At 59.6% G+C, this 20,537-nt stretch carries 25 protein-coding genes and 3 pseudogenes; 10 read left to right on the forward strand and 18 right to left on the reverse strand.

Going from position 1 to position 20,537, the window contains the following annotated elements; genetic code table 11:
• Positions 1 to 222 (reverse strand): annotated as a pseudogene (locus BLU74_RS17465) (IS4 family transposase); the annotation flags it as partial.
• A 335-nt stretch (positions 223 to 557) separates the two neighbouring features.
• On the opposite strand from BLU74_RS17465, the gene tnpA reads away from it, so the two are divergent.
• A complete protein-coding gene (gene tnpA / locus BLU74_RS17470; RefSeq protein ID WP_089769684.1) occupies positions 558 to 965 on the forward strand; it encodes an IS200/IS605 family transposase in 408 nt (135 codons plus the stop codon).
• The gene (locus BLU74_RS17475; RefSeq protein ID WP_089769686.1) at positions 965 to 2,209 is read left to right on the forward strand and encodes an RNA-guided endonuclease InsQ/TnpB family protein; all 1,245 of its coding nucleotides are present in this window, start codon (positions 965 to 967) and stop codon (positions 2,207 to 2,209) included. Before tnpA ends, BLU74_RS17475 begins: the two co-directional genes overlap by 1 nt.
• Here the strand turns inward: BLU74_RS17475 and BLU74_RS17480 are convergent.
• On the reverse strand, positions 2,192 to 2,611 hold the full coding sequence (locus tag BLU74_RS17480) for a DUF8025 family protein (RefSeq protein ID WP_089769688.1): 420 nt from the start codon (positions 2,609 to 2,611) through the stop codon (positions 2,192 to 2,194). The genes BLU74_RS17475 and BLU74_RS17480 overlap by 18 nt on opposite strands.
• Positions 2,612 to 2,856: 245 nt before the next feature.
• Here BLU74_RS17480 and BLU74_RS17485 point away from each other — a divergent pair, with 245 nt between their 5' ends.
• The gene (locus BLU74_RS17485; RefSeq protein ID WP_089769768.1) at positions 2,857 to 4,017 is read left to right on the forward strand and encodes a Fic family protein; all 1,161 of its coding nucleotides are present in this window, start codon (positions 2,857 to 2,859) and stop codon (positions 4,015 to 4,017) included.
• Here the strand turns inward: BLU74_RS17485 and BLU74_RS17490 are convergent.
• The 8 genes and pseudogenes from BLU74_RS17490 to BLU74_RS17525 all read right to left on the reverse strand — a co-directional run bounded on the left by BLU74_RS17490 (position 4,014) and on the right by BLU74_RS17525 (position 9,911).
• On the reverse strand, positions 4,014 to 4,664 hold the full coding sequence (locus BLU74_RS17490) for a DUF6735 family protein (RefSeq protein WP_089769690.1): 651 nt from the start codon (positions 4,662 to 4,664) through the stop codon (positions 4,014 to 4,016). The genes BLU74_RS17485 and BLU74_RS17490 overlap by 4 nt on opposite strands.
• A 67-nt stretch (positions 4,665 to 4,731) precedes the next feature.
• Positions 4,732 to 5,112, reverse strand: a complete 381-nt coding sequence (locus tag BLU74_RS17495; protein ID WP_089769692.1) for a hypothetical protein — start codon at positions 5,110 to 5,112, stop codon at positions 4,732 to 4,734.
• A gap of 108 nt (positions 5,113 to 5,220) precedes the next feature.
• Positions 5,221 to 5,409 carry a DUF8012 family protein gene (locus BLU74_RS17500; RefSeq protein ID WP_089769695.1) on the reverse strand — a complete coding sequence of 63 codons (189 nt, stop codon included), beginning with the start codon at positions 5,407 to 5,409 and terminating at the stop codon, positions 5,221 to 5,223.
• A gap of 337 nt (positions 5,410 to 5,746) precedes the next feature.
• On the reverse strand, positions 5,747 to 6,631 hold the full coding sequence (locus tag BLU74_RS17505; RefSeq protein ID WP_089769697.1) for a biosurfactant protein 1: 885 nt from the start codon (positions 6,629 to 6,631) through the stop codon (positions 5,747 to 5,749).
• A 94-nt stretch (positions 6,632 to 6,725) separates the two neighbouring features.
• Positions 6,726 to 7,310, reverse strand: a pseudogene (locus BLU74_RS17510) (transcription initiation factor IIB); the annotation flags it as partial.
• A gap of 126 nt (positions 7,311 to 7,436) precedes the next feature.
• The gene (locus BLU74_RS17515) at positions 7,437 to 8,684 is read right to left on the reverse strand and encodes an RNA-guided endonuclease InsQ/TnpB family protein (protein WP_089769699.1); all 1,248 of its coding nucleotides are present in this window, start codon (positions 8,682 to 8,684) and stop codon (positions 7,437 to 7,439) included.
• Between the two features lie 156 nt (positions 8,685 to 8,840).
• Positions 8,841 to 9,194 (reverse strand): annotated as a pseudogene (locus BLU74_RS17520) (TFIIB-type zinc ribbon-containing protein); the annotation flags it as partial.
• A gap of 300 nt (positions 9,195 to 9,494) precedes the next feature.
• Positions 9,495 to 9,911: a winged helix-turn-helix domain-containing protein gene (locus tag BLU74_RS17525; RefSeq protein ID WP_089769701.1), complete on the reverse strand. Its 417-nt coding sequence runs from the start codon at positions 9,909 to 9,911 to the stop codon at positions 9,495 to 9,497.
• Positions 9,912 to 10,546: 635 nt separating this feature from the next.
• Between BLU74_RS17525 and BLU74_RS17530 the strand changes: the two genes are divergently transcribed.
• Positions 10,547 to 11,239 carry a DUF7509 family protein gene (locus BLU74_RS17530; protein ID WP_089769703.1) on the forward strand — a complete coding sequence of 231 codons (693 nt, stop codon included), beginning with the start codon at positions 10,547 to 10,549 and terminating at the stop codon, positions 11,237 to 11,239.
• 214 nt (positions 11,240 to 11,453) lie between these two features.
• Here BLU74_RS17530 and BLU74_RS17535 read toward each other — a convergent pair whose 3' ends face one another.
• The 5 genes from BLU74_RS17535 to BLU74_RS18680 all read right to left on the reverse strand — a co-directional run bounded on the left by BLU74_RS17535 (position 11,454) and on the right by BLU74_RS18680 (position 14,845).
• Positions 11,454 to 12,320, reverse strand: coding sequence for a DNA-binding protein (locus tag BLU74_RS17535; protein ID WP_089769705.1), 867 nt, complete (start codon positions 12,318 to 12,320; stop codon positions 11,454 to 11,456).
• A gap of 663 nt (positions 12,321 to 12,983) precedes the next feature.
• Positions 12,984 to 13,313 (reverse strand): DUF8158 family protein, encoded by a 330-nt coding sequence (locus tag BLU74_RS17550; protein ID WP_089769707.1) that lies wholly within the window; start codon positions 13,311 to 13,313, stop codon positions 12,984 to 12,986.
• A 27-nt stretch (positions 13,314 to 13,340) separates the two neighbouring features.
• A complete protein-coding gene (locus BLU74_RS17555; RefSeq protein WP_089769709.1) occupies positions 13,341 to 13,673 on the reverse strand; it encodes a ribbon-helix-helix domain-containing protein in 333 nt (110 codons plus the stop codon).
• A gap of 153 nt (positions 13,674 to 13,826) precedes the next feature.
• Positions 13,827 to 14,186, reverse strand: a complete 360-nt coding sequence (locus BLU74_RS17560; RefSeq protein WP_089769711.1) for a MarR family transcriptional regulator — start codon at positions 14,184 to 14,186, stop codon at positions 13,827 to 13,829.
• 122 nt (positions 14,187 to 14,308) lie between these two features.
• Positions 14,309 to 14,845: a hypothetical protein gene (locus tag BLU74_RS18680; protein WP_139175891.1), complete on the reverse strand. Its 537-nt coding sequence runs from the start codon at positions 14,843 to 14,845 to the stop codon at positions 14,309 to 14,311.
• A 254-nt stretch (positions 14,846 to 15,099) separates the two neighbouring features.
• Between BLU74_RS18680 and BLU74_RS17570 the strand changes: the two genes are divergently transcribed.
• Positions 15,100 to 15,390 (forward strand): UPF0175 family protein, encoded by a 291-nt coding sequence (locus BLU74_RS17570; RefSeq protein WP_089769715.1) that lies wholly within the window; start codon positions 15,100 to 15,102, stop codon positions 15,388 to 15,390.
• A gap of 6 nt (positions 15,391 to 15,396) precedes the next feature.
• Positions 15,397 to 15,537: a PIN domain-containing protein gene (locus BLU74_RS17575; RefSeq protein WP_245705831.1), complete on the forward strand. Its 141-nt coding sequence runs from the start codon at positions 15,397 to 15,399 to the stop codon at positions 15,535 to 15,537.
• A 306-nt stretch (positions 15,538 to 15,843) separates the two neighbouring features.
• Here BLU74_RS17575 and BLU74_RS17580 read toward each other — a convergent pair whose 3' ends face one another.
• Positions 15,844 to 16,236 carry a winged helix-turn-helix domain-containing protein gene (locus BLU74_RS17580; protein WP_089769717.1) on the reverse strand — a complete coding sequence of 131 codons (393 nt, stop codon included), beginning with the start codon at positions 16,234 to 16,236 and terminating at the stop codon, positions 15,844 to 15,846.
• A gap of 715 nt (positions 16,237 to 16,951) precedes the next feature.
• Here BLU74_RS17580 and BLU74_RS19415 point away from each other — a divergent pair.
• A complete protein-coding gene (locus BLU74_RS19415) occupies positions 16,952 to 17,140 on the forward strand; it encodes a hypothetical protein (protein ID WP_245705832.1) in 189 nt (62 codons plus the stop codon).
• A gap of 369 nt (positions 17,141 to 17,509) precedes the next feature.
• Here the strand turns inward: BLU74_RS19415 and BLU74_RS17590 are convergent, their stop codons facing one another.
• Positions 17,510 to 17,854, reverse strand: coding sequence for a winged helix-turn-helix domain-containing protein (locus tag BLU74_RS17590; protein WP_089769719.1), 345 nt, complete (start codon positions 17,852 to 17,854; stop codon positions 17,510 to 17,512).
• Between the two features lie 94 nt (positions 17,855 to 17,948).
• Between BLU74_RS17590 and BLU74_RS17595 the strand changes: the two genes are divergently transcribed.
• From BLU74_RS17595 to BLU74_RS17605, 3 genes are all read left to right on the forward strand, one after another.
• A complete protein-coding gene (locus tag BLU74_RS17595; protein ID WP_015310324.1) occupies positions 17,949 to 18,266 on the forward strand; it encodes a hypothetical protein in 318 nt (105 codons plus the stop codon).
• 225 nt (positions 18,267 to 18,491) lie between these two features.
• Positions 18,492 to 18,626, forward strand: a complete 135-nt coding sequence (locus tag BLU74_RS17600) for an AbrB/MazE/SpoVT family DNA-binding domain-containing protein (RefSeq protein WP_089769721.1) — start codon at positions 18,492 to 18,494, stop codon at positions 18,624 to 18,626.
• Between the two features lie 5 nt (positions 18,627 to 18,631).
• A complete protein-coding gene (locus BLU74_RS17605; RefSeq protein WP_089769723.1) occupies positions 18,632 to 19,864 on the forward strand; it encodes an RNA-guided endonuclease InsQ/TnpB family protein in 1,233 nt (410 codons plus the stop codon).
• Between the two features lie 142 nt (positions 19,865 to 20,006).
• Here the strand turns inward: BLU74_RS17605 and BLU74_RS17610 are convergent, their stop codons facing one another.
• Positions 20,007 to 20,444, reverse strand: a complete 438-nt coding sequence (locus BLU74_RS17610) for a winged helix-turn-helix domain-containing protein (protein WP_089769725.1) — start codon at positions 20,442 to 20,444, stop codon at positions 20,007 to 20,009.
• Positions 20,445 to 20,537: the final 93 nt, after the last annotated feature.

Consider the following 20,537-nt stretch of genomic DNA (forward strand, 5'->3'; position numbering starts at 1 on the left):
CAACCGTTGATAGAAGCCACCCGGTGAGATCGTCTCATCAGCCGTGGAGTTGTAACTGCGTCTGAAGCCAGCGAGTGTTCGGCTCTCGCCTGCGGCGAAGCCGAACACGAGCGCCCACACGAGGACTGGTACCTGTAGCTTGCCCTCTCGCTCGACCACGCCGAGTTCCTCGGCGTGCTCTTCGAGGAACTCGGAAGGAAACAGTGTAGTAAGCCGACGCATGATTCTCGATGAGGAGGCTTCTGTGTGCACAGCGGTTGCCTCCTCATTCCTCTCGAAAAGAAGCCTCGATAAGCCGTCACTGTCACGTGGTTCTCCTCTTAGCTAAAGACGGATAAGGCGCTAAGCCCCCACCCTCAACGGAGCGACCGAAGGGAGCGGAGTAGGGTGGGGATACAGCGTCCCCAGAAATCAAAGATTTCTGGTGTGCGAACGAGACGCAGAGCGTCTCGTCAACGCCGTCATCATCTGTTCATACAGCGATACGGTTGCAGGCCCACAGGCCCACGTAGTGGCAACGTTTTTTCATTGGGGTACCGTACAACAGTATGAACCCAATGGAATATGACCTCGATTCGGGAGCGCATTCGACGTACTCCCTGCACTACCACCTGATACTCACTACGAAGTATCGGCGTGGAGTGCTAACCGAGGAGCGAACCCAATTTATTCGCGGGATTATCAGCGGGTTCACGGATAATTACGGCGTCAAACTGACGAGCCTCGACGGAGAGGACGACCACGTTCACATCCTGTTCCGAGCGAAACCCACCACGGACCTCGTGAAGTTCATCAACACGGTCAAGGGCGCGACCGCCCGCCGTATCCGAAACGAGTACGAGGATGAACTAAAAACCGAAATGTGGGGCGACTCGTTCTGGAACGACTCGTACTGCCTCATTTCGACGGGGCAGGTGTCGCTGGATGTGCTGAAACAGTACGTCGAAGACCAGCGGGAGAGCTGATGTACTACGCCTACAAGTACCGCCTCAAGCCGTCCGACGCCCACCGAAAGGAGTTGGACCGCCACCGCGATATTTGTCGGCAACTGTACAACCACGCGCTCTACCGCCTCAACGAGTACCAAGACGAGCACGGCGAACTTCCATCCATGACCACGCTTCGGTCGGAACTCCCCGACCTCAAGCAGTGGTGGGATGGCCTCTCCGACGTGTACTCGAAGGTTCTCCAAACCGTTGTGGAACGCCTGTTCAACAACCTCAAAGGACTCTCCGCGCTCAAGGAGAACGGCTACGGTGTCGGTCAACTCAAATGGAAGCCGCCACGGGAGTTCCGCAGTTTCACGTACAGTCAGTCTGGCTTCAAGCTCGACAAGAAGGGCGGTCAGGCTGTGCTGTCCCTCTCGAAACTCGCGGACATACCGATTCGGCTTCACCGCGCCATCCCCGACGACGCGAACCTCAAACAGGTCACGGTCAAGAAGGAACCGACGGGCGAGTGGTTCGCCACGTTCGGAGTCCAAATGGACCGTGAACCGCCCGAACCGCCTGAGAATCCCGAGCGGTGCGTCGGCATTGACGTGGGGATTCTCAAGTACGCCCACGACACCGACGGGACCGCCGTCGGGTCGCTCGACCTCTCGGACGAACGGGACCGTCTGGAACGCGAACAGCGGTCCCTCTCACGGAAGGAACACGGGTCGAACAATTGGGAGAAGCAACGGCGGCGGGTCGCTGAGTGTCACGCCGATCTCCGACGGAAGCGCCGCGACTTCCTGCACAAGCTCTCGAACTATTACGCTCGGGAGTACGACCTCGTGGCGGTCGAAGACCTGAATGTGAAAGGGATGCTCGAATCACCGTCGAACAGCCGCAACACGGCGTCTGCCGCGTGGCAAACGTTCCTCTCGTTGCTCGAATACAAGTGCGAGCGTGAAGGAACGCACTTCGTCGCCGTGAATCCGAGAGGGACGACCAAGGAGTGCGCGTCGTGCGGCGTTTCGACCGACAAGCCGTTGTGGGTCCGTGAACATTCCTGTCCTGCCTGCGGGTTTGAGGCGGACAGGGACGCGAACGCGGCGTGGAACATCCGTTCTCGCGGCCTCAAGGACGTAGGAGTGGGACACTCCGAACGAACGCCTGTGGAGACTGCGTTTCCTGTGGATACCGATTCAGTATCTGCAAAGCGCGTCATAGAAGCAGGAAGCCCTACCCTCAAGGAGCGAACGGCGTCAGCCGTGAGCGAGTAGGATAGGGTAGTTCACATCGCCCGACGCGTAGTCGGCCTCGAAATCGACGGTGAACGCATCCGAGCCGTACGCGGCGTGGTAGGCACGATGTCGTTCGAGTGACCCCGTCGCCTTGAAGTGGAAGAACGCAGCTGAGGTGTAGGGCTTGCTCTGGGTCTCGACTTGCGTCTCGACAGAGGCCGGGAGCGCGATTTGTGGTGTGTCCGTGTCGATACTCGCAGCGAACTTCTTCGCTTTCTCGACGGTCGCTTGCGAATGTGCCGGTGTCTCGCCGGTGAGCAGGTTTACCGGCGTCTCGGTATCGTCGGTGAACAGGACATCGTGGAAGGTTCGTGTCCCGAGGACCGCGTCGGGATCTAACTCGCAATCGTGGAATGGATCGTCGTCTGGTTTCTCGGGCATCAAATCACGAGCCTACGGTGGGGCTCAGTCCTTTCTGCCCCAGAAAAACCACCATCTGCTTCGACACAGATCGGTCTACGAATGTATAGAGGCAAGCCATGCCACGCAAATCTACTGGCGAAGCTCTGGCTGATTTGGATAGGCTATTCGAGACAGAGCTATCTTAGAGTATACTTCCACAAATTTGGATAGGGGATTGGCCATATCGTTATCTATATCTGTGTCAGGGCGTGAATTGGATAACAATGCGGCCTGAAGACTTTGCTGAAAACCCGCCTGGCGAGGTTGAGATGGTCGATGGGATTTTTGCCTTCAGCCCGGATCCGCTCCCACCGGATCTTGGCGCGACCCATGACCTCCTTACCGAGAACGGGGATGCGATGTACGCCGTGGGCCAGCTCTCGGATTTGGACACGTGGCTCGATTCACCGGAGGTCATTCTGAGTCCGCTCATCCACCGCGAGGCTGTGGATTCCTCGAATATTGAGACGACGACGCGGCTCACACTCTCGGATATTTATCGGCGAGAAGCTGGCGAGGAGCCTGGGACGACTGCAACAGAGCGTGCTGACATCACGGAGGCCCAGAATTATGTTGAGGCGATCACAACAGGGATCGAATCGCTTCGGGAGGGTGCTGCGTTGGATCGGGAGTTACTGTGTCGGCTACACGAAATTTTGCTACAGGGGGCCCGTGGTGAGCAGAAGAACCCAGGCGAATTTCGTGAGGATCTTGTGGGTATCGATGAACCAGGGACACCACTTAGTGAGGCACGATTTGTCCCAGCACCACCGGCGAGCATTCCGTATGCTCTCCGGAGTCTGCTCCAGTACATCCGATCAGGGCCGACATACGCACCGTTAGTCGATTTGGCGCTTATCCATTATCAATTTGAGACGATCCATCCATTTCAGGACGGTAACGGACGGCTCGGTCGCCTCCTTGTGATGCTGGCGCTCTACAAGTGGGATCTGCTACCTGGCCCGTATCTCTATCCCTCGTCGTATTTCAACGCGAACCGTGATGCCTATCTCAACAGACTTCTAGCCGTGAGTCGCGACGGGGCCTGGACGGAGTGGGTGTCGTTCTTCGTGGGGGCGATTGCCGAACAGGGTCGTGAGGCGTATACTGTTGCTCGAGAACTGCTTGCTCTCCGTGATCGCTACCGGGAGCAGTACCAGAGCCAAGGTGTCGTCATTCGGGAACTCATCGATTTTATTATCGAACATCCCTATCTCACCGAACCACAGGCAGTCTCGGCGCTCGACCGGTCACAACCGGCGGTCAATCAGGCTATCCGGCGCCTCTGGGATGACGATGTGTTGCGAGAGACAACTGGTCAACAGCGCAACCGCCGATATGAAGCCCCCGCCGTACTGGAGGTCGTCGAACCGTACAATCCTTAATCAGGACGAACCGGGTTGTGAGCGGAGTTGGGGATGAGCAACTCCTGGCGCTTCCCTACCCACTCGCCGAGTTTCTGCTTGAGATACTGTCTCGCCGTCGACGGCGTGAAGACGCCCTTGTCGAGCATATCGCCGACGACGTCTTTGAGGGCCGCGAACTGGCCCTGCAGGTGGCCGTCGCCGACCGGCTCGCCGTCGTGCCATCGGACGGTCGCGAGCGCGCCGTTTCCGACCGTCTCGCCGTGGTCGACTGTCTCCGAGTCGTACTGCAGGCCAAACCACAGCGTCCGGTAGGCGGTCACCTCGAATGTCGTCGACACCACGAAGAACGCCTCGTGATGGAGATAGTCGAGATGGTCCGCGACGATCTCGTCGAGGGTAAGCCCGGTGGCGCGGGGCTTCGGCTCGACGACCGTCGATGGTCGATCCTTGTCGGCGAGGTAGCCGTCGACGGCGTCTGCCTCGAGGCCATCGGCCAACTCCGTGAAGAGCTGTTTCGCCCACTTGGAGTCGGTGTCGTCGCCACCGAACGGTGTTTCGGCCGTGATGCGGTACTTCATTTTCAGGTCTGCAGCACCCCAGTGAGTGTAGTGGAGCGTGTACTGTCCATCAGTTCGTTCGTACGCAACGAGTGCGAGGTGGCCCATTGAACAATCACCTCGTAGGACGACCCACGACTGGATGCCCCGCACCCCTCCCGGGGGACGAACAACGCTACTCGTCGATCGGGTCGGGGGAACTGAGGTCCGCGTACAGGACCTCACCGTCGCGGACGACGTACCGTTTCGCCAGCACGGGAAATCGACACTTGGTAAATCCGGCTGTCTGAATGTCGAATTCTTCGTTCGGTTCGAGATACTCCGCGAGCGACCGGAGGAACTCGTGGGTGACGATGCCACCGTCGTAGTCAGGAAGCCCGTTCTCACGAGCCTCGTACACGTCGAAGCTGTCGTAGCCCCAGATGACCAGTTCGCCGTCGTCGTCCACCTCCCAGTTGAGCGTCCCGAAGCGGTGGTTCTCACAGAGTTCGCGGACTGCCTGTGGGTCTGTTACGAGCGCGCCGGTCGATGCCGTTGCGGCTTGGAGTGTTACCATAGATTGTTCTCGGGAGCGTTCTCGCGCCCCCGCACCCCCCTTCAGGGGTAAACAACTGCTCAGGCTGTGGCGGCCACAGGACGCCCGCATTGCCGACGTGTCGTGCGGTCAGGACTCTCCGTTGATGTCGATGTCCGCTGTCGTATCCGGTCGGGTGAGGAGTTCTGCCTGCTCCAGAAGCGTCGTTGCTGTGCTGATCCGCTCTCGGTCGGCGGGCTCCAATTGCTCGCCGTCGATACTGGTGAGATTGCTGAGCGCGCGGTGCAGCCGGTAGCCGGGTGTGTCTCGTGGGTCCATATGCGCGCCTCCGCCGATTCTCGGCGTCGAAAAACACTGGTGGGCAGTCAGTAGGGCAGTCTGAGGTTGGTCGCAAGCTGGCTTCTGTTAACCAACAAAACCGAGCCGAGACCAGAGATGTTGGTTAATCCGCCGCCGTCTTTGAGCGCGGATTGGGAAAGCTAGGGCTGGGACAGCCCGAAGTACAACGCCTGCTGGAGTCTGGAGCCTCTGCGGGTAACGACCATTCCCGGTCGGTATCTGCAAGCACCGTCGTTGAAACAGGAAGTCCAACGCGAGAGCAAGGGAGCCCCGACCTCAAGGAAGCGGCGGTAGCCGCTGAGTAGGTCGAGATAGTTCACTGGCCGGCTTCGGGTTCGGGCCCGTAGCGGGGCGTCCCGCACCGCTGACAGCCCCACATCGGCTGCCCAGTCCACTCGTCGTCAGGGACGGTCTCGAACTCACGAAACCGATGTTCGGTCTCTCGACCGCACTCCTGGCACTCGAGATGAGTTCTGTTCGGCCGCTCGTGTCGTGAGTGTCCAGTACTATTCTCTGCACCGGATTGTTGGAGGGCAATCGCTGGAACCAGCCACACCGCGTCGTCGGTGTCGTCGAGGACTTCAGTAAGCCGTGACGTGTCGCGGATGCCGTCCCCACGCTGGTCGTAGAGCCGCGTCGGGGCCTGCTCCTGGCGCTCCGACGCTTCCTGCCCGTGCCACCCTGTCCGGTCACGGGCGGCTCTGAGAAGCTGCTCACCCTCTGCTGAGTCAAGTTGTACCGCAGCGGGGAGCGGAGGCCATCGGTCGGCCAGTTGGGGCGCAGGCGGTTCGTCGAGATCGTAGAGCAGCGTATAGTCGTCGACGGCGGGCTCCGCGTCGTTTGAGGTCAGGAGGTTTGCGGCGGCCCCGCCCTTCGCGACGGCGCCGTAGAACGTGGTCGACTCGACGACCAGATGGATGATGCCGAAGAGCGTCGGATCTGCCGTCTCGTCCATCCTGATGGCTTCGTTTCCGAGATGATTTGTCAGGCAGAACCGGCACTTTGCTTGGCCGGCGGGGATTGACGCGCCACAGGACTCACACTCGGTCGCAGCTGCTGTCGGGTCGTCTGGATAGCCCGCGTCGATGCTCCCAGATCGCTGCCGCCGTGGCTCGCCACCACCGGTGAGCTGGTCGTCGGGAACGTGGGTGGCTTCGCCGATCGGCCGGAGGGCTTCATAGTCAGAGTAACGCCCGGTCATAGAGTCGTCTGACCGTATCATGCTACGTCTTTAGTTTTAAACGATGGTCCTCAAATCGCTCATTCAACAGGAATACAACCCAACGGCGTGGGCGTTAGACAGCCAGTTCGTCCAGCGCGTCGCGGTGGGTCCGCACGGTGACCACCGAGACGTTCGCAACGTCAGCGACGTCCGACTGGGTGAGCCACATCCCGTCTTCGCGTCCGGCCTTGTACAGACAGGCTGCGGCGAACCCGGATGGTCGAACCCCCGTGGTTGCTCCGGTCGATTCGGATGCTTCCGCCAACTGCCGAGCCCGCTGCCGGATCTGATCGGAGACGTCGAGCTCCGAGGCCAACCGCGGAACGAACGCACTCGGCGTCACGGGTTGGGCCGGCAGGCCAAGTTCCGTATTCAGCGTCGTGTATGCGTTCGTCACCCGCGATTGCTCGACGCGCGCCGACTCGGTGATGTCGTCGAGCGTTCGCGGCCGCCCGTTACACCGACACGCTCCGTAGACACTTGCGGCGGCCATCGCCTCGATTGAGCGGCCCTGGAGGAGGTCCTCGTTCTGAGCGCTGCGGAAGAGCTGGCAGGCCTGGTCACGGATCGTCTCGGATAGTTCGAGCGCACTACTGATCCGGCGGACTTCACTAAGCCCGTGTGCGAGGTTGCGTTCAGCTTTCGAGTAAACTACCCCACCCTACTCCCTCGGCGCATACGCGCCTCGGTCCTTGAGGGTGGGGCCACCGATGGAGCAGTGCTCCATCGAGGCCTCGAAAGACGCGTCGCGTCTTTCGGTGGCTTTGATGTGGACTCCCGGCAATCAGTCACCAGCAATCTGCCGGTGACTCTTCCCGTTCAACGTCCCACCAGTTATACGCAGGTCTACTTCTGCGTCTCCGCTCCCCGACTTGGGCGAGGAACGGAGTCTGTGTGTCCGCTTCCGGGCGTACCGTAGCCCGATGTTCTTCGCGCCGTTGTAGTCAGCGTTCACCTCGTACCCGCATTTCTGGCACTCGAAGTGTTCTCCGTGGCGGTTGTCCTCGTGCGTGAATCCACAGTCCGTTCGTGAACAGCGTTGGGACGTGTGGTTCGGCTCAACTTGCTCCACGGAGACGCCCTGTTCGGGCGCTTTGTAGGAGACGTACTCGACGAGGCGTCGGAACGCCCAGACGTGGTGCCACGTCGCCTGCGGAAGTCGATCTCGAATATCAGTCAAGTCCTCGAACGCGATAACGTCGCAGTCGTGAGTGAGGGCTTCCGTGACGAGTTCGTTGGCGACCGTGTGGATGTACTGTTTCCGCCATGCTTCTTCGCGCTTCCCGAGTCGGAGCAGAGCGTTGTGCGCGGCTTGTGTGCCACGCTGTTGCATCTCACCACGCCGCTTCTCGAACTCACGACACCAGTGGTCGTAGTCGTCTCCCTGCCAGAACGTACCGGTCGATGAGACTGCCAACGAGTTGACGCCGAGGTCGATACCGAGGACCGTTTGGTCGGGGTGCCCGGCATCTGCCGAAACCTCTGCGTCACCGTCTATTCGCCGCGTCGAGAGTTGGATGTAGAACTCGTCGTCCACCACGTCGTATCGAACCGTACTTTCGCGGAACTCGTAGTCCTCAGAGAGTATGTATCGTTCGTAGGGTGTCGGGCTATCTGCCGGGAGGACGAACGACGGTTCGACCCGACCCTCAACAGTTGCCAGCGACACCTTGTTACGGTAGAAGGTCGCGCTCCGTGCGTCGTAGTCCATCGTTTCGGCGGTGAACGTGGGGCGAGAGACACGCTGTCCTTTCTTCCAGCGTTCGACACACGCTTTGACGGCTTCGACGGCGCGTTTGATGGCGGCTTGGACGAGTTGTGCCTGTAGGTCTGTCTCCTCTCGGAGGTCGGCGTAGAGCGCGTCACGAACCTCTCGCTTGTTGGTTCTGCACTCGGTGTACGAGGTGTCGGACCAACAGTAGTCGGCAGTTCGGTTCGCGCAGTACAGATATTGCTCGGCAGTTCGGTGGAGTGCATCACGTTGCTCGTCGGAAAGGTCGAGCTTCACGACGGCGGTTCGACGCACCTCCATACTTCAGAGAGAACCCTACGGTACTTATACGTTCGGGAGTCGGTCGGTCGGAGTATGCTGGTTGTGTCGTACCATGTCGGTTTTCTTTCCGGCTTACTCACTCCCTTCGCTACGCTTCGGTCGTTCCTTGAGGTCGGAGGCTCCACCTCGAAAACGCTGAAACCGTCCACGCGTCTGTTCACGGCGCATTCGGAACAGCCGGCGTCGCTTCTGTCCCGAGAGTTCGTTCCCGTTCGCATCGGTCCCGCGGCCGATTTCCGTCGACAACCCACGATCGTGCCGCGCCGCGGTCAACGGAGCGCCAGTTCGTTCGCGCTCGTCTTCGTCGAACGCCCGCCATTCTGGCCCGTGGTCGATCCGCTGCTCGTCGATGACGAGCCCACACTCCTCGCAGACGGTTTCAATCGCATTGGTGGTGACCAGGCCGTCGCACTCGGGACACTGGTTCGCACTCGATTCCGTCTGGACGTCTTCGTCGAACGCCGTCTCGTAGATGTCTCTGGTTGCCATGAATACACACGAGGGGATACACGCAAATCGCGCCTCTCGGAATGCCCCTCACCCATTAGGGGGCAAATACACACCACGGAGGACGGCGCTGATACCGATGGACTGCGGTGGCGAAAGCCCGGCCGCGCAACGGCGCTGTGCGCCGTGAGCAGCCCGGACCGTGGAGGTGGTGGGAGGTGGCGGTGACCGCGTACACACCAGCAAAAAAGGGCGCGTCGCCCCGGCTATTCCCACCAGCGGCCGCGATCTGGCAATTCGAAATGAGTCCGCTCGATCAGTACCCGAACACGGATATCTCGCTCAGTAGTCCTCGAGGGCGTGCTTTTCCTGTTGAATGAACCTGGTGGCGGCGTCGATCAGGTCGGCACCTAGGCCGGTCAACTCGTAATACGAGTACAGCCCTTTAGTATCCGGCCTGGATTGCTTTCGATTCTCGACGAGACCGGCATCGACCAGCCGATCCAGATGGTAGTGGAGTCCGTTCTCACTCCGACCGAGCGCTTCACCGAGTTCTTTGGCGCTCATCTTCTCTTCGTCTCGTAGCGTATAGAGGACGGCGAATCGGTTCCGCTCGGCGATTTCTTCGAACAGCTCCAAATACTCCTCGAGCCCGAGCAGGTTGTCTCCGTCGAACAGACCGGCGGTTACCGCTGCGATCGCGTCGGAACGTGCCTCCTCGTTGGGGTCTGGTCGTGGTGGAGAGGAGCTGTTGGCCATGCGTGCGTCAGCCTACGGTGGCCCTCCCTATCAGGTTAACGGTTATTAACCTCGGATTCGCGTTGTAGTGCAATCGCCAACCAGGTGCGTTTATACGGTGAGCAGGCGCGTATCCACCGCCTGAAGGCCGTGGATACGCGCCGTCATGCTGGGCAACAGCTGCCGTCTGACCGCTTGTGCCGAGTTTCCCACGCGGGAGTTTAAGTGACAGGCCGACCTACAAAAGAGTAGGAATCGGGTGGAACGGAGCGGATTCCGTCCCGTCCTTCGGAGGTGGCCTGTCCACCCCTGTAACGAGGTAATATCCGGAAGGGCAGGCAGTGAACGCACATGCTAGAAGCGTGTGCCCGTGCTGACTGCTCGTAGCGAACCCGAAGGTACCCCCAAATCTGCCGACGCCTGCTGGCGTCCCCGTGGCAAAAACAACACCGGGACGCCATACACGGTCGAGGATAGGGGTAACGGCGGCTTGGCACCGCCAGCAGTCCACCACACCGATGCTGTGGGACTACCCGTGCCCGAAAGGTGTGGTAGTCCAGTGATTGGACTGCGAACCTGAAACTCCCACCGCTCGGGATTCCTCCGCGTAAACGCGGAGGAGGATGTCAAACGCGGAGCGTGAGCAGTTTGACCCAATGCGAACGTACGACGGGGACCCGATGCGCGATGTCCTCCTCGATCGGCTCGACCCAACCGCGCACACCGAGTTCCTCGTCTACGTGATGGGGCCGTACACGACGATTCGACTCGACTACTTTCTCCGCGACGACGCTACTGTCGACGAAAGCGATGTCGATCTAGGGGCGTTCGGCGACGCGGAAGCCGATCTCCTCGACGAACTGCGCGAGACCGTCGAGTGGCTGCGGACGGAGCTGGGCGTGAACGCGTTTCTCGCCGTCGACCCAGCCATCCCGACGGAGACCCATCCGGAGGAGACGGATCAGGAGCGGATGAACGTAATCAGCCAGTCGAAGGCGTACGCCGAGGCGAGCAACGCCGTCGTGTTCGTCCTCCCAAAAGCGGGCGTCCGCGATGGTGTCGATATCGAAATCGGCGCTGTGCTCTCCGGCTTCGATCTTGGGCACGGGGAGGGGACTCCACAGAAGCCACCCCAGCGATTTCACGTCTTCCGCGAACACGGCGTCGCGAGTGCAACGCTCGATGCTGTCCCTCACGAGTACGAAGTCGCACTCACCGAGTACGGCACGCGCTCAGAACTCCAAGACCAACTCGCACGATTTCTCGCGGGGATACTTCGCTCGGAACGCCGTGGCGACCTACCGCCTGTTGACGACGACTCCGCGACCACTGACGGAGCGGGCGAGTAATCCGACGGCTCGACCGAAACGTCGCCGCTGGAATGTTCCCCATCCAGAGCCCCTTCTAAGGCCCTGAATAAGGATGAGTTCCTCACGGATACTGTGGTGAAAGCCCGGCAGCGCAGCGCCCGAAGGGCGTACGCAGCCCGGACCATGGAGGCGGGTGGGGCGGCGGGAAGCGGGTGAACGGGCACCAGCAAAAAAAGAAGACTACGTCGACTGGCTATGCTTCCCACCAGCGGCCGCGCTCTGGGAAGTGGATATCCGACCACCCGGTCAGCGCGATTGAGCACCGACCTTCGTACCAGTTCTTCGCTGCCGCCCGGAACCGCACTGTCTGCCCTTCTCGAACCATCGTCTGCCCGGATTTCTCCCAGCAGGTGAACTTGATCTTCCCACTGTCGTCCTCGATCAGCCCGACTTGTTGTATATTTGAACTTGAGGGGGTCCAGAGCTTGGTGATTTCACCCTGGACCGTCACTTCCCCGACGGGCACGTCCGGCACATCCGCGATGGGCACGATTGCCCCCGGCGCCGCCTTCAGTTCCTCGAGGGTCTCCAGCACCGCCTTCGTGACATCCCGCCCGCGCTGCACCTTCTCGGCCAGCTGCTTCGCGACGACTGCTCTCGCCCAGCCGCCCTGCACTTCGTCGCTGATCCGCATCGCCTGCTTGTTGACCGCCGCGAGTTCATCTTGCGTCAGCATCTCCCGGGGATCCGTACGCTCCACCGGTTCGGGCTCGTCCCGGCCACACTGCTTGGTGACGACCTCCCGCGTCCGCTTCGCGCGTCCCTCCTGCTCACTGAATTCCGCCTGGGCACTGATGTGCTCCAGCTCGGCTTCCCGGGCCTCGATGCGCTCCTCCTGTTCGAGAGTCTTCCCGAACATGTGATCCGGGCCTTCCTCGACCCGCGCGTCCGGATGGTTGGAATCGACTTTCGCCTGCACTTCCATGTCGACCGTCGCCCGGAACTCCGGGGTCTCGTCGACGACCTCGAATCCGTCCTCGTCGACCTCGACTTCATCGTGTTTCTCGAAAGCCTGTTCATCGACCGAAACTACTTCACTTGAGACGTTCTTACTTGACATTGGAACTCACAGGTTCCTGAAGGCGCTCACGCGCCCGACACCGCGATGCTCCAACATCGCGGATTTACTCGACGACAACGACCGACAGAACCATCTGCGCGCTCTCGCTCGCGCCTTCGCGAGCGCCCTGTGGGCGCGAGCGAGAGCGCGCCTGAGGCGGACGACTATCCAGCCCCGCGCGCCGACCCGCCCGGAGCGAGCAGCCAGCGGGATATGCCCGCTCGTGTCCGGCCCGATGTGCGGGTCCGTGTCCAGGGCGACTGTCGCCGAGAACGCGCGCCGCGGTGTGGCGCGCGACAGCGCAGGCGGCACAAAGCGCTGGAACGCGAAAGCCCGCAAGGGGCGCAACCGACGGGGATACCCGCTGGCGCCGAGGGCACATCCATTTTAGCCCGGAACGGGCGCGGGCGGTGCGGAGAGCGCCCGCACGCCCGGAATGGTCGGTCGCGAGCGACGCGGAGGGCGGCAGCGGCGAGCGGGGCGGGCCGTAGAGAAACACCGTTCAACCGAGCCCGCCGCTCAGTGACACAGCCGATATCCTGGTGGACTCAGAAAGGGCGAGGCCGCCTCGGTCGTCCCCCGACCCCGCTAGCACCGGAGGAACGAGGAGCGCAGCGTGGGGCGCGGGATGCCGAGCGGCCGAGGGCTTTCACGAGACGCGTCTCAGTCGTCTCCCTGCGCGTTCAACTCCCGAAGGGTCCAGACAGCGGTCGTGCCAATCCGAACACCATCGAAATTGCGCATATCGAGGTTGACCGTGGCTGTCCGAAACGGATAGTCCTCAACGAGGACACGATGGATGACGGTCCGGACGGCGTCTTCACTATATTGATCGACGACAGCAGCCATGGCCTCGTCGAAATGTGCGTTGTGGTGGTCCTCACGCGGTTTCCGTGCTCGATCAAGGACGAGTGTGATCACATCGTCGACCGATGCATGGGCTGGATTCTCCGTCCGCTCTCGAACGTCGTAGAGCGCGTCAGTCTCGGTCATGGGTAGTACCTATCCACTGTCGACGTTTCACGCGTCGGACCCGTACACCTGCTCGGACGTCTCCTCTCGTGCTTCTTCGACGGCTCGTTCGAGGTCGTCTGCATCGACTTTCTCGCCGAGTGCTGTAAGCTCGGCGGCGATCTCACTAGCAGACTCGTGGCTCTGTTCAGCTTCAGCGAGCAGCTGCTCCAGCCGGAGCGTGGCGATCGCTGTATTGTCATTAAGCTCGCGGAGATGGGCGCGGCAGGCCTCTTTGATGAACTCGCTCTTGTTGGTGTAGATCCCCGTTTCATCGAGGAACCGCTCGATCTCGGTGTCGAGCTCGACCGGGAACTTGACGCTGACACTCGCGTATTTCATTGTAGTACCATCGTACTACGAGTATTTGAATACTGGCTGCCCGTGAGGGGAGGTTCTCAGGACGAGATGTAGTCGATCAACTGGCTGGCCACATCCTTGGTGCGATCGTCGACGAGAGAGGTCAGGTAGTGCTCGGCAAGTCCTCGAACGCAGTCACTGTACGTCCTCCATCTTGTCGGTCTGGAGTTCCTCGAGACGCTCCTCACCGTAGTGTTCGTCTGCCGTCTCGTGGTGTCGGTGGAGCCGGTAGGCGGATTGGAGCCGTTCCTTGTCGTCCGTGATCGCCCAGTACGGGCGCTTGTGCCGCACGAGACCGCGTTCCTTCAATCGCGAGAGAATCGCACTGACGGCGTCTGTATCCAGCCCGAGTTGTTCGGCGATCGTTGCCGCCTTCCATGCCCGGTCGTCATTCTTGTCGAGGAACAGCACGATCCGCTCGGTATCATTCCGTTCCTCGAATTCGTCGGCATCAGCGTTCTCGAACTCGTCGATATCGATGGCACCGCTCGACATAACCTAGTGTTGGGGCTGTTGGAAAATAGCCGTTTGGGATGTTTGCTACCGTGGATGGGGTGGTTCCTTCTTGCGCTCAGATACATCCCTGGCGGGACGTGCTGCCGACTATGAGTCACTGATCACTCCAGTTTAATTTCACATTGCGTAACAGTAGCCCGAATTTCGTTTGGATCGAATTCCGGATTACTGCCTGTGGGCGGGGCTGTCTGCGCTGGATAAGGGACAATCCACTCGTCACTACCTGATGGGTGGACTGTTGTGACGAAGCATTCGAGATAGTCCCCTACTGTGAGTTGATGGGCGTCGAAGAAGGAGGGCGGGATCGGAAGTGTCCCGGCAACCTCCTCGACGAGGTCGACTGGTTCTTCGTGACGATGCTGTTCTGTCACTTCCTCCGGTGGAAAGTCCGCATACGGTTCGATTGCGGCGGAGCCGTAGGGCTCATACAGCTCCCATTTGACTTTTTCTCCGATCGCACAAGTGCGATCACCAGTGTCGTTGACTGTTTTGACGACGATCAGCCGCACCTGGTTCGGTGGGACGGCTTCATCTCGTGGGACGATCGGCAGGTTGTAGTCGATTCCCAGTCGCTTCCAGAAGCAAATGTGCGGCGCATCTGGCGTCCCACGAATCCGTTCAAGGATATGGTAGCCCATATCCGTCGATTCGCAGGTCTCGGTGTTAGTCGATGGGGCTGGCGGGCTGTACGGTATCTGGGTATCCCTCTACGAGAGTCGGAGTTGAAAAAGCATTTATTAACCAACAAGCGCGAACTAATCGAGCATCTGTTGGTTAATATTCATCTCGTATCCTCTAACTTCCTTCAGTGGCCGTGGACGGGCTTCACCCCACAGGAGCCTTCCTAGGAAGCACCGAAGCGTTTGTACACTTTGCATACGAAGTAAACAGTATGGGGACGATCTCGACACGCGTTCCCGACGAGCTGGAAGCCGAACTCGAGGCATATCTCGAGGAGGAAAAGCTCGACCGGAGCACGGCCGTTCGGAAACTCCTCTCCGAGGGGCTCGAAGAGTGGCGTCGCGAACAGGCACTCGATCAGCTTGCGGCCGGATCCATCACATTCAGCAAGGCGGCTGAGCTGGCCGGGATGTCGGTCTGGGATTTCGCCCAGCTCGCCAAAGAACGTGATATCACCTGGGTAGCGGACGACCATCTCGACGCAGATCTTGAGGCGTTGTGAATGTGAATGTTGAAACTCGCTAGCGAGGGAACGCTCAGTGTCGACGATGCCCGAACCGTAATTGATGCGATGATCGACGAGGGCAGGTACTGCGCTCCCGATGTCTACGCGAAGATCATCCAGAAACTCGACTCGCTGGCAGACTGATCTGCCCCCGCTGCAGCACAGAGGGAACAATCCATAGCGAGAGTCCGTTCTTCTTTCGGTCTGTTCGCGTGCCATCACAAATATAATATTAGTCTGATACTATCCACTCGACTATATGTGGACTTTCGCCTCGCTACCACTGCAACTGACCGAATCTATAGCACGTCGGTGACTTTCCCGAGTGTGTTAACCAACGTCACGAATTCACGACCTACATTTTGTTGGTTAATGTCTGGAGCACCATCTTGGTAGATGAACGACTGGAGTAGTCGCTGGAGACAGACGACAAGAATGTCCTCTGGCAGCTTACGAATAGGCGTCGTTGAACTCCCGTTCACGGCGCATCAGCTCCTCGGCACCGTGCTCAAGAATACCCCGCCCCATTGCCGTCGGCCGATAGTACGTGTAAAAACCCTGGCTGTCAGCGGTCCGTCGCTGGCGCTTGTCGACGAGCCCGACGTCGACGAGTTCGTCAAGATGGTAGTGGAAATTGTGGGACTCGACATCGACCGCAGTCTTGAGATCGGCAGCACTCAGTTCGTCGTTGGCGACGAGCGTGCGAAGGATTCGGAACCGCGTCGGGTGGCCGATCGCCTGTTGCATCGCGAGGTACTCCTCGAGCGTCAGCCCGCTCTCTTCGGGAAGCGGCGGGTCCGGCTGACGAACCTCCTCTGTTGGCTGGCGATCGGTTTCGAACATCTGGAGGTGGCCCAATCCGGATATGGTATGGCCATATACTTAGTCATTCTCGACTACGCTCTTGTGAAGCGGATTATATGCGGAACAGGCGCAATACCACGGCCTTCAGGCCGTGGATACGCGCCGTCACTTAGTGACACGTTCCACCGACAATTGCAGAGCCGAGTTTCTAATCCATACGTTCAAGTGGCAAAAACCGCTATACCGTGGTACGGTCAGGTCGGAACGGAGCGGATTCCGAACGACCTTCGGAGGCGGCCAGCCCGCCACCCAATGAGACAATATCCGGAACGCCGACGTGGTGAACGCGAATCCCAGACAGGTTCGTCTTGTGCCCCGTCGGTCGAGCAAGCTTCAAGATACCTCCGAGTCCGGCGACGTGTCAGCGACTCCCTGCTGGCACAAACAACAGATGGGAGTCAACGACGCCGAGGATAGGAGTACCAGCCGCTTGGCACGGCTAGACAGCCACCGACCACGACGACTGGGTTAGACGCGGACTCCCGTGAAGTGGCGGCGTCTATGGTTGCAGACCTGAAACTCCCACCGCTCGGGATTCCTCCGCGTGAACGCGGAGGAGGATGTCAATGGTGAGGCCTCTCCGGACTGAGTGAACTCGGTCGATCGCTTCTTTCAACCTGTCTCGCTCCCGCTCTGGTGAGTCCGGCCGTCGTGCAGAGCTACAACAAAATCGCCCGACAGCTCGCCACCAACAATGTTCTACGCAAGAACGTACGGGATATACCTGCATCGTGCCGCCAACGAGATCGTGGCTGAAGCCCTCGAACACGACTGTTCGCATATCGTGTTCGGGGACCTGACCGACATTCGTGAGACTATGCCAGAGGCATCGTGGCACCATCTGTGGACGTTCCGCCGCCTCTACGAGTACGTCGAAGACTAAGCTAGAGAACAAGGCGTCAAAGCCCGTGCAAGTGGGCCCACGGAACACGTCAAAACGGTGTTCGACCTGGGGTTTGCTCACGACGACAACCGCCACGGCGAGGATTTCGAATGTCAGGATTGCGGCTACCAGAACCACGCCAAATACAATGCTTCCAAGAACCTCGGTGTTCAGTCTCTTCGGTGTCAGCAAAACGCAGACGACGGAGGCGCACCCGTAGACGTGCGCTTGAATCGCGGGACGCTGAACGTGAGTGAAGAGTTCGACCTTCCTGCCTCATTCGAGGCGTAGAACGGGAGTCCACGCGAAAGCCCTACCCTCAACGAGCGAGTGGGGCCATTGCCCCCGAGCGAAGTAGGGTAGAGTAGTTTACTCACCGGCTGCGTTCAGCGCACTGTTCAACTCGAAAAGCTCCTGAACGGCATCGCTCTTGGCGACTCGATACCGGCGGGGTGACGAGTTCGCTACTTCCTCGACGATCTCGGTTTCTACCAGAAGGTCGATGTACTTGCTCACTGTCTGCCGGGTAACGCCAGCATGATCCGCGAGCTCCGTCTTGGTGAACTCTCGGCCCGGGGGGAGCGTGAGAATGGCGTCGATGAGGATTGGGACACTCTCGTGCTGAAAGAGATACAAGACACCGCTCGGATTCTCCAGGCGGGCCTCCTTGGTGTCCTTCTCCGCTGCTGGGTGTTTCTGAGGTGATTCGCTCATACTGCTGGTTTACCGGTGATAACACATAACTGTTGTCCCGGGCGTTAATGCGCATTAACACACTCTTATCAAAGAGGCATAGAAAGAGGGGAATATGCGTAAGCCGTCGGTGAAATGTGCGCTCCTCGCAGCAATGATAGCCGAGCATCGGTGGGGATCGCCTATCGTTGAAGAGAACCTCCTCTCTATTGCTGCTATCGAGACGAGTGACTACCCCACCGCCAGCGACGTCTTCGACGAGCTGCGGTCCAAGCCCTACATCACGAATCAAGGGAACCGAGGAATCGAACTCGACAACAGCGAGTTCGGTCACCTAGCCGATGTCCTCTACCACGAGTGCGACTGGGAACCGTTTGAGATCAAAAGCCGCCTGAAACACTACGAGGGCTGGGAAACCCACGACTGGGCGTGACCGTGTTCAGACTTACGTAGGCAGATCGTACCCCCTCGTTTGAGTTCCCGGTGGGACGACTATAGCCCAACTGCGCGTGATCTACAGGCGGTTCGAGGCGAGTGCTTCGGGGCTTGACCCCGAGGGTGAAGCCGACAGTGGCCGACCAGCCGCCGGGTTGTCTCTCCCGGCCCACAGGCTCACGGTATCGAAACGCTCACTTCGATCGAAACTGAATAGGTGTGTATGGATCAGACTGAGATGGAATGTTACCCGACTGTCCGTGACCGGGGACAGGTCACGATCCCCGAAGATGTGCGCGAACCACTCGGTATCGAACCGGGCGACCGAATCAAACTCACTGTCGAACGACTGGACTAACCCGCATGGACGTAACGCTTCGCTGTCGTGCATATCCCGACGAGGAAACCGCCAGCGAAGCGTGGCGTCACATCGAAATCCATCGACAGATACGGAACCACGCCATCCGCGACTACTACTCACACGACGACGGAAACAGGCCAACCGCCTACGACCAGCACCGCAAACTCACCGACTGGAAACAGCGGTGGCCGCTCTTTTCGGAAGTCTCGGCACACGCCGCTCAACAGACCGTTTCGGAGATACACAAGAACGTCGAGACGCAGAAGGGGCGGCGGAAAAACGGCCACAAAACGGGTCGATTGAAGTGGCAGGGAAGCGGCGAACGTCGGTCAGTCGCGTATCAGTCCGAAGGCTTCGACGTGAATCACACCACGGGCCAAGACGGATACGCAACACTCCGCCTCTCAAAAATCGGCTACATCCCGATTCGAGCGCACCGAGAGCTTCCCGCGACAGAGAACATCAAGCGCGTCGTGTTGAAGAAGGAGCGAACCGGCGACTGGTTCGTGTGTCTCGTCACGGAACGCCCGGACGAGGACCTTCCCGAAAAGCCCGACCCCAGTACGCTCGACCCTGTCGATTGCGTGGGCGTAGACCTCGGGATCCTCTCGTACATCCATACCAGCGACGATACGGCAGTAGATATGCTCGACCTGTCCGACGACTACGACCGCTACGGGCGCGAACAGCGGAAACTCGACCGGAAAGAACACGGGTCGAACAACTGGGAGAAACAACGCCAGACTGTCGCCGCGGCGAAGCGGCAAATCAAACGGAAAGTGCTGGACTACCAGCACAAACTCACGACGTGGCTGGTTCGAGAGTACGATCTGGTGGCCGTCGAGGATCTGGACGTGAAGTCGATGCTGGAAACTAGCCAGAACGCCAAGACCAAGCAGGACGCTGCATGGTCACGGTTTCTGGACCTCTTGGAGTACAAAGCCGACCTGCATGGCACTCACGTCGTTCGAGTCGAACCAGCCGGAACCACGAAAGAGTGTTCGGAGTGCGGTGTGGAAACATCGAAACCACTCTGGATTCGAGAACATTCCTGTCCGGCGTGCGGTCACACCGAGGACAGAGACCTGAACGCGGCAAAGAATATCCTCTCTCGCGGTCACGAGCAGATAGGGGCGGGACGCTCCGAATCAACGCCTGTGCAGACTGCGCTCTCTACGGGAACCAACTCGGTTCCTGCAAAGCGCGTCGTGGAAGCAGGAAGCCCCGAGGCTTGACCTCGGGGTGGGTTCACAATGCCGATCATAACAGTCAGTTTCACATTACGAAAAGGCGGCTGCAGCCCGTGGTCTGTCGCGGAGCTGTCGGCTTCCTCTCCGGCTCGAAACCGCTGACTCGTTTCTCGGCTTACTCAGCTGCTTATCCCGGACGTGGCGCTTGTGCATACTTATCGATCTCGGGCGTGGTGTCCAGCCGCGTATACATATCCTGCAACGTCGCTTCAGCTCGTAAGAGGCCTGCCTCCGATAGCAACGCTCGTCCCTCCTCGGTCAGCCCGTAGAAGCGCCAGGGAAGATCACGTTGTCGACGGTCGTCGGGAAGCACCCGTTCCTCGACGATACCGTCCTCGATCAAGATCTCGAGATGCTCGCGGATCGTACTCTGGCTCTTGCTGGGGTTCACGTAGCTGAGTTCCTTGAGCGAGGGAAGCTGCTTCGGATGGGATAGGATATTCTGAATCAAAACGAAGCGGGTCTCCTGAGTGACGGTGTTGAGACGCTGGCGCTGAGTTTCAACGGTACTGTCTATCCCGGAGAGCGTCCGTGGCGTATCCGAGTTCGAGGGATCAGATGGCATAGTAGGCGTTCATAATCATAGGCCGACCGTCGATTCACCCCAAGCTATGGCCGCTTGAACATTAACTACTTTGGCGAGCACCAAATTGGTATA

It is taken from the genome of Halobellus clavatus (assembly GCF_900107195.1).
GTDB classification, from domain to species: Archaea; Halobacteriota; Halobacteria; order Halobacteriales; family Haloferacaceae; genus Haloquadratum; species Haloquadratum clavatum.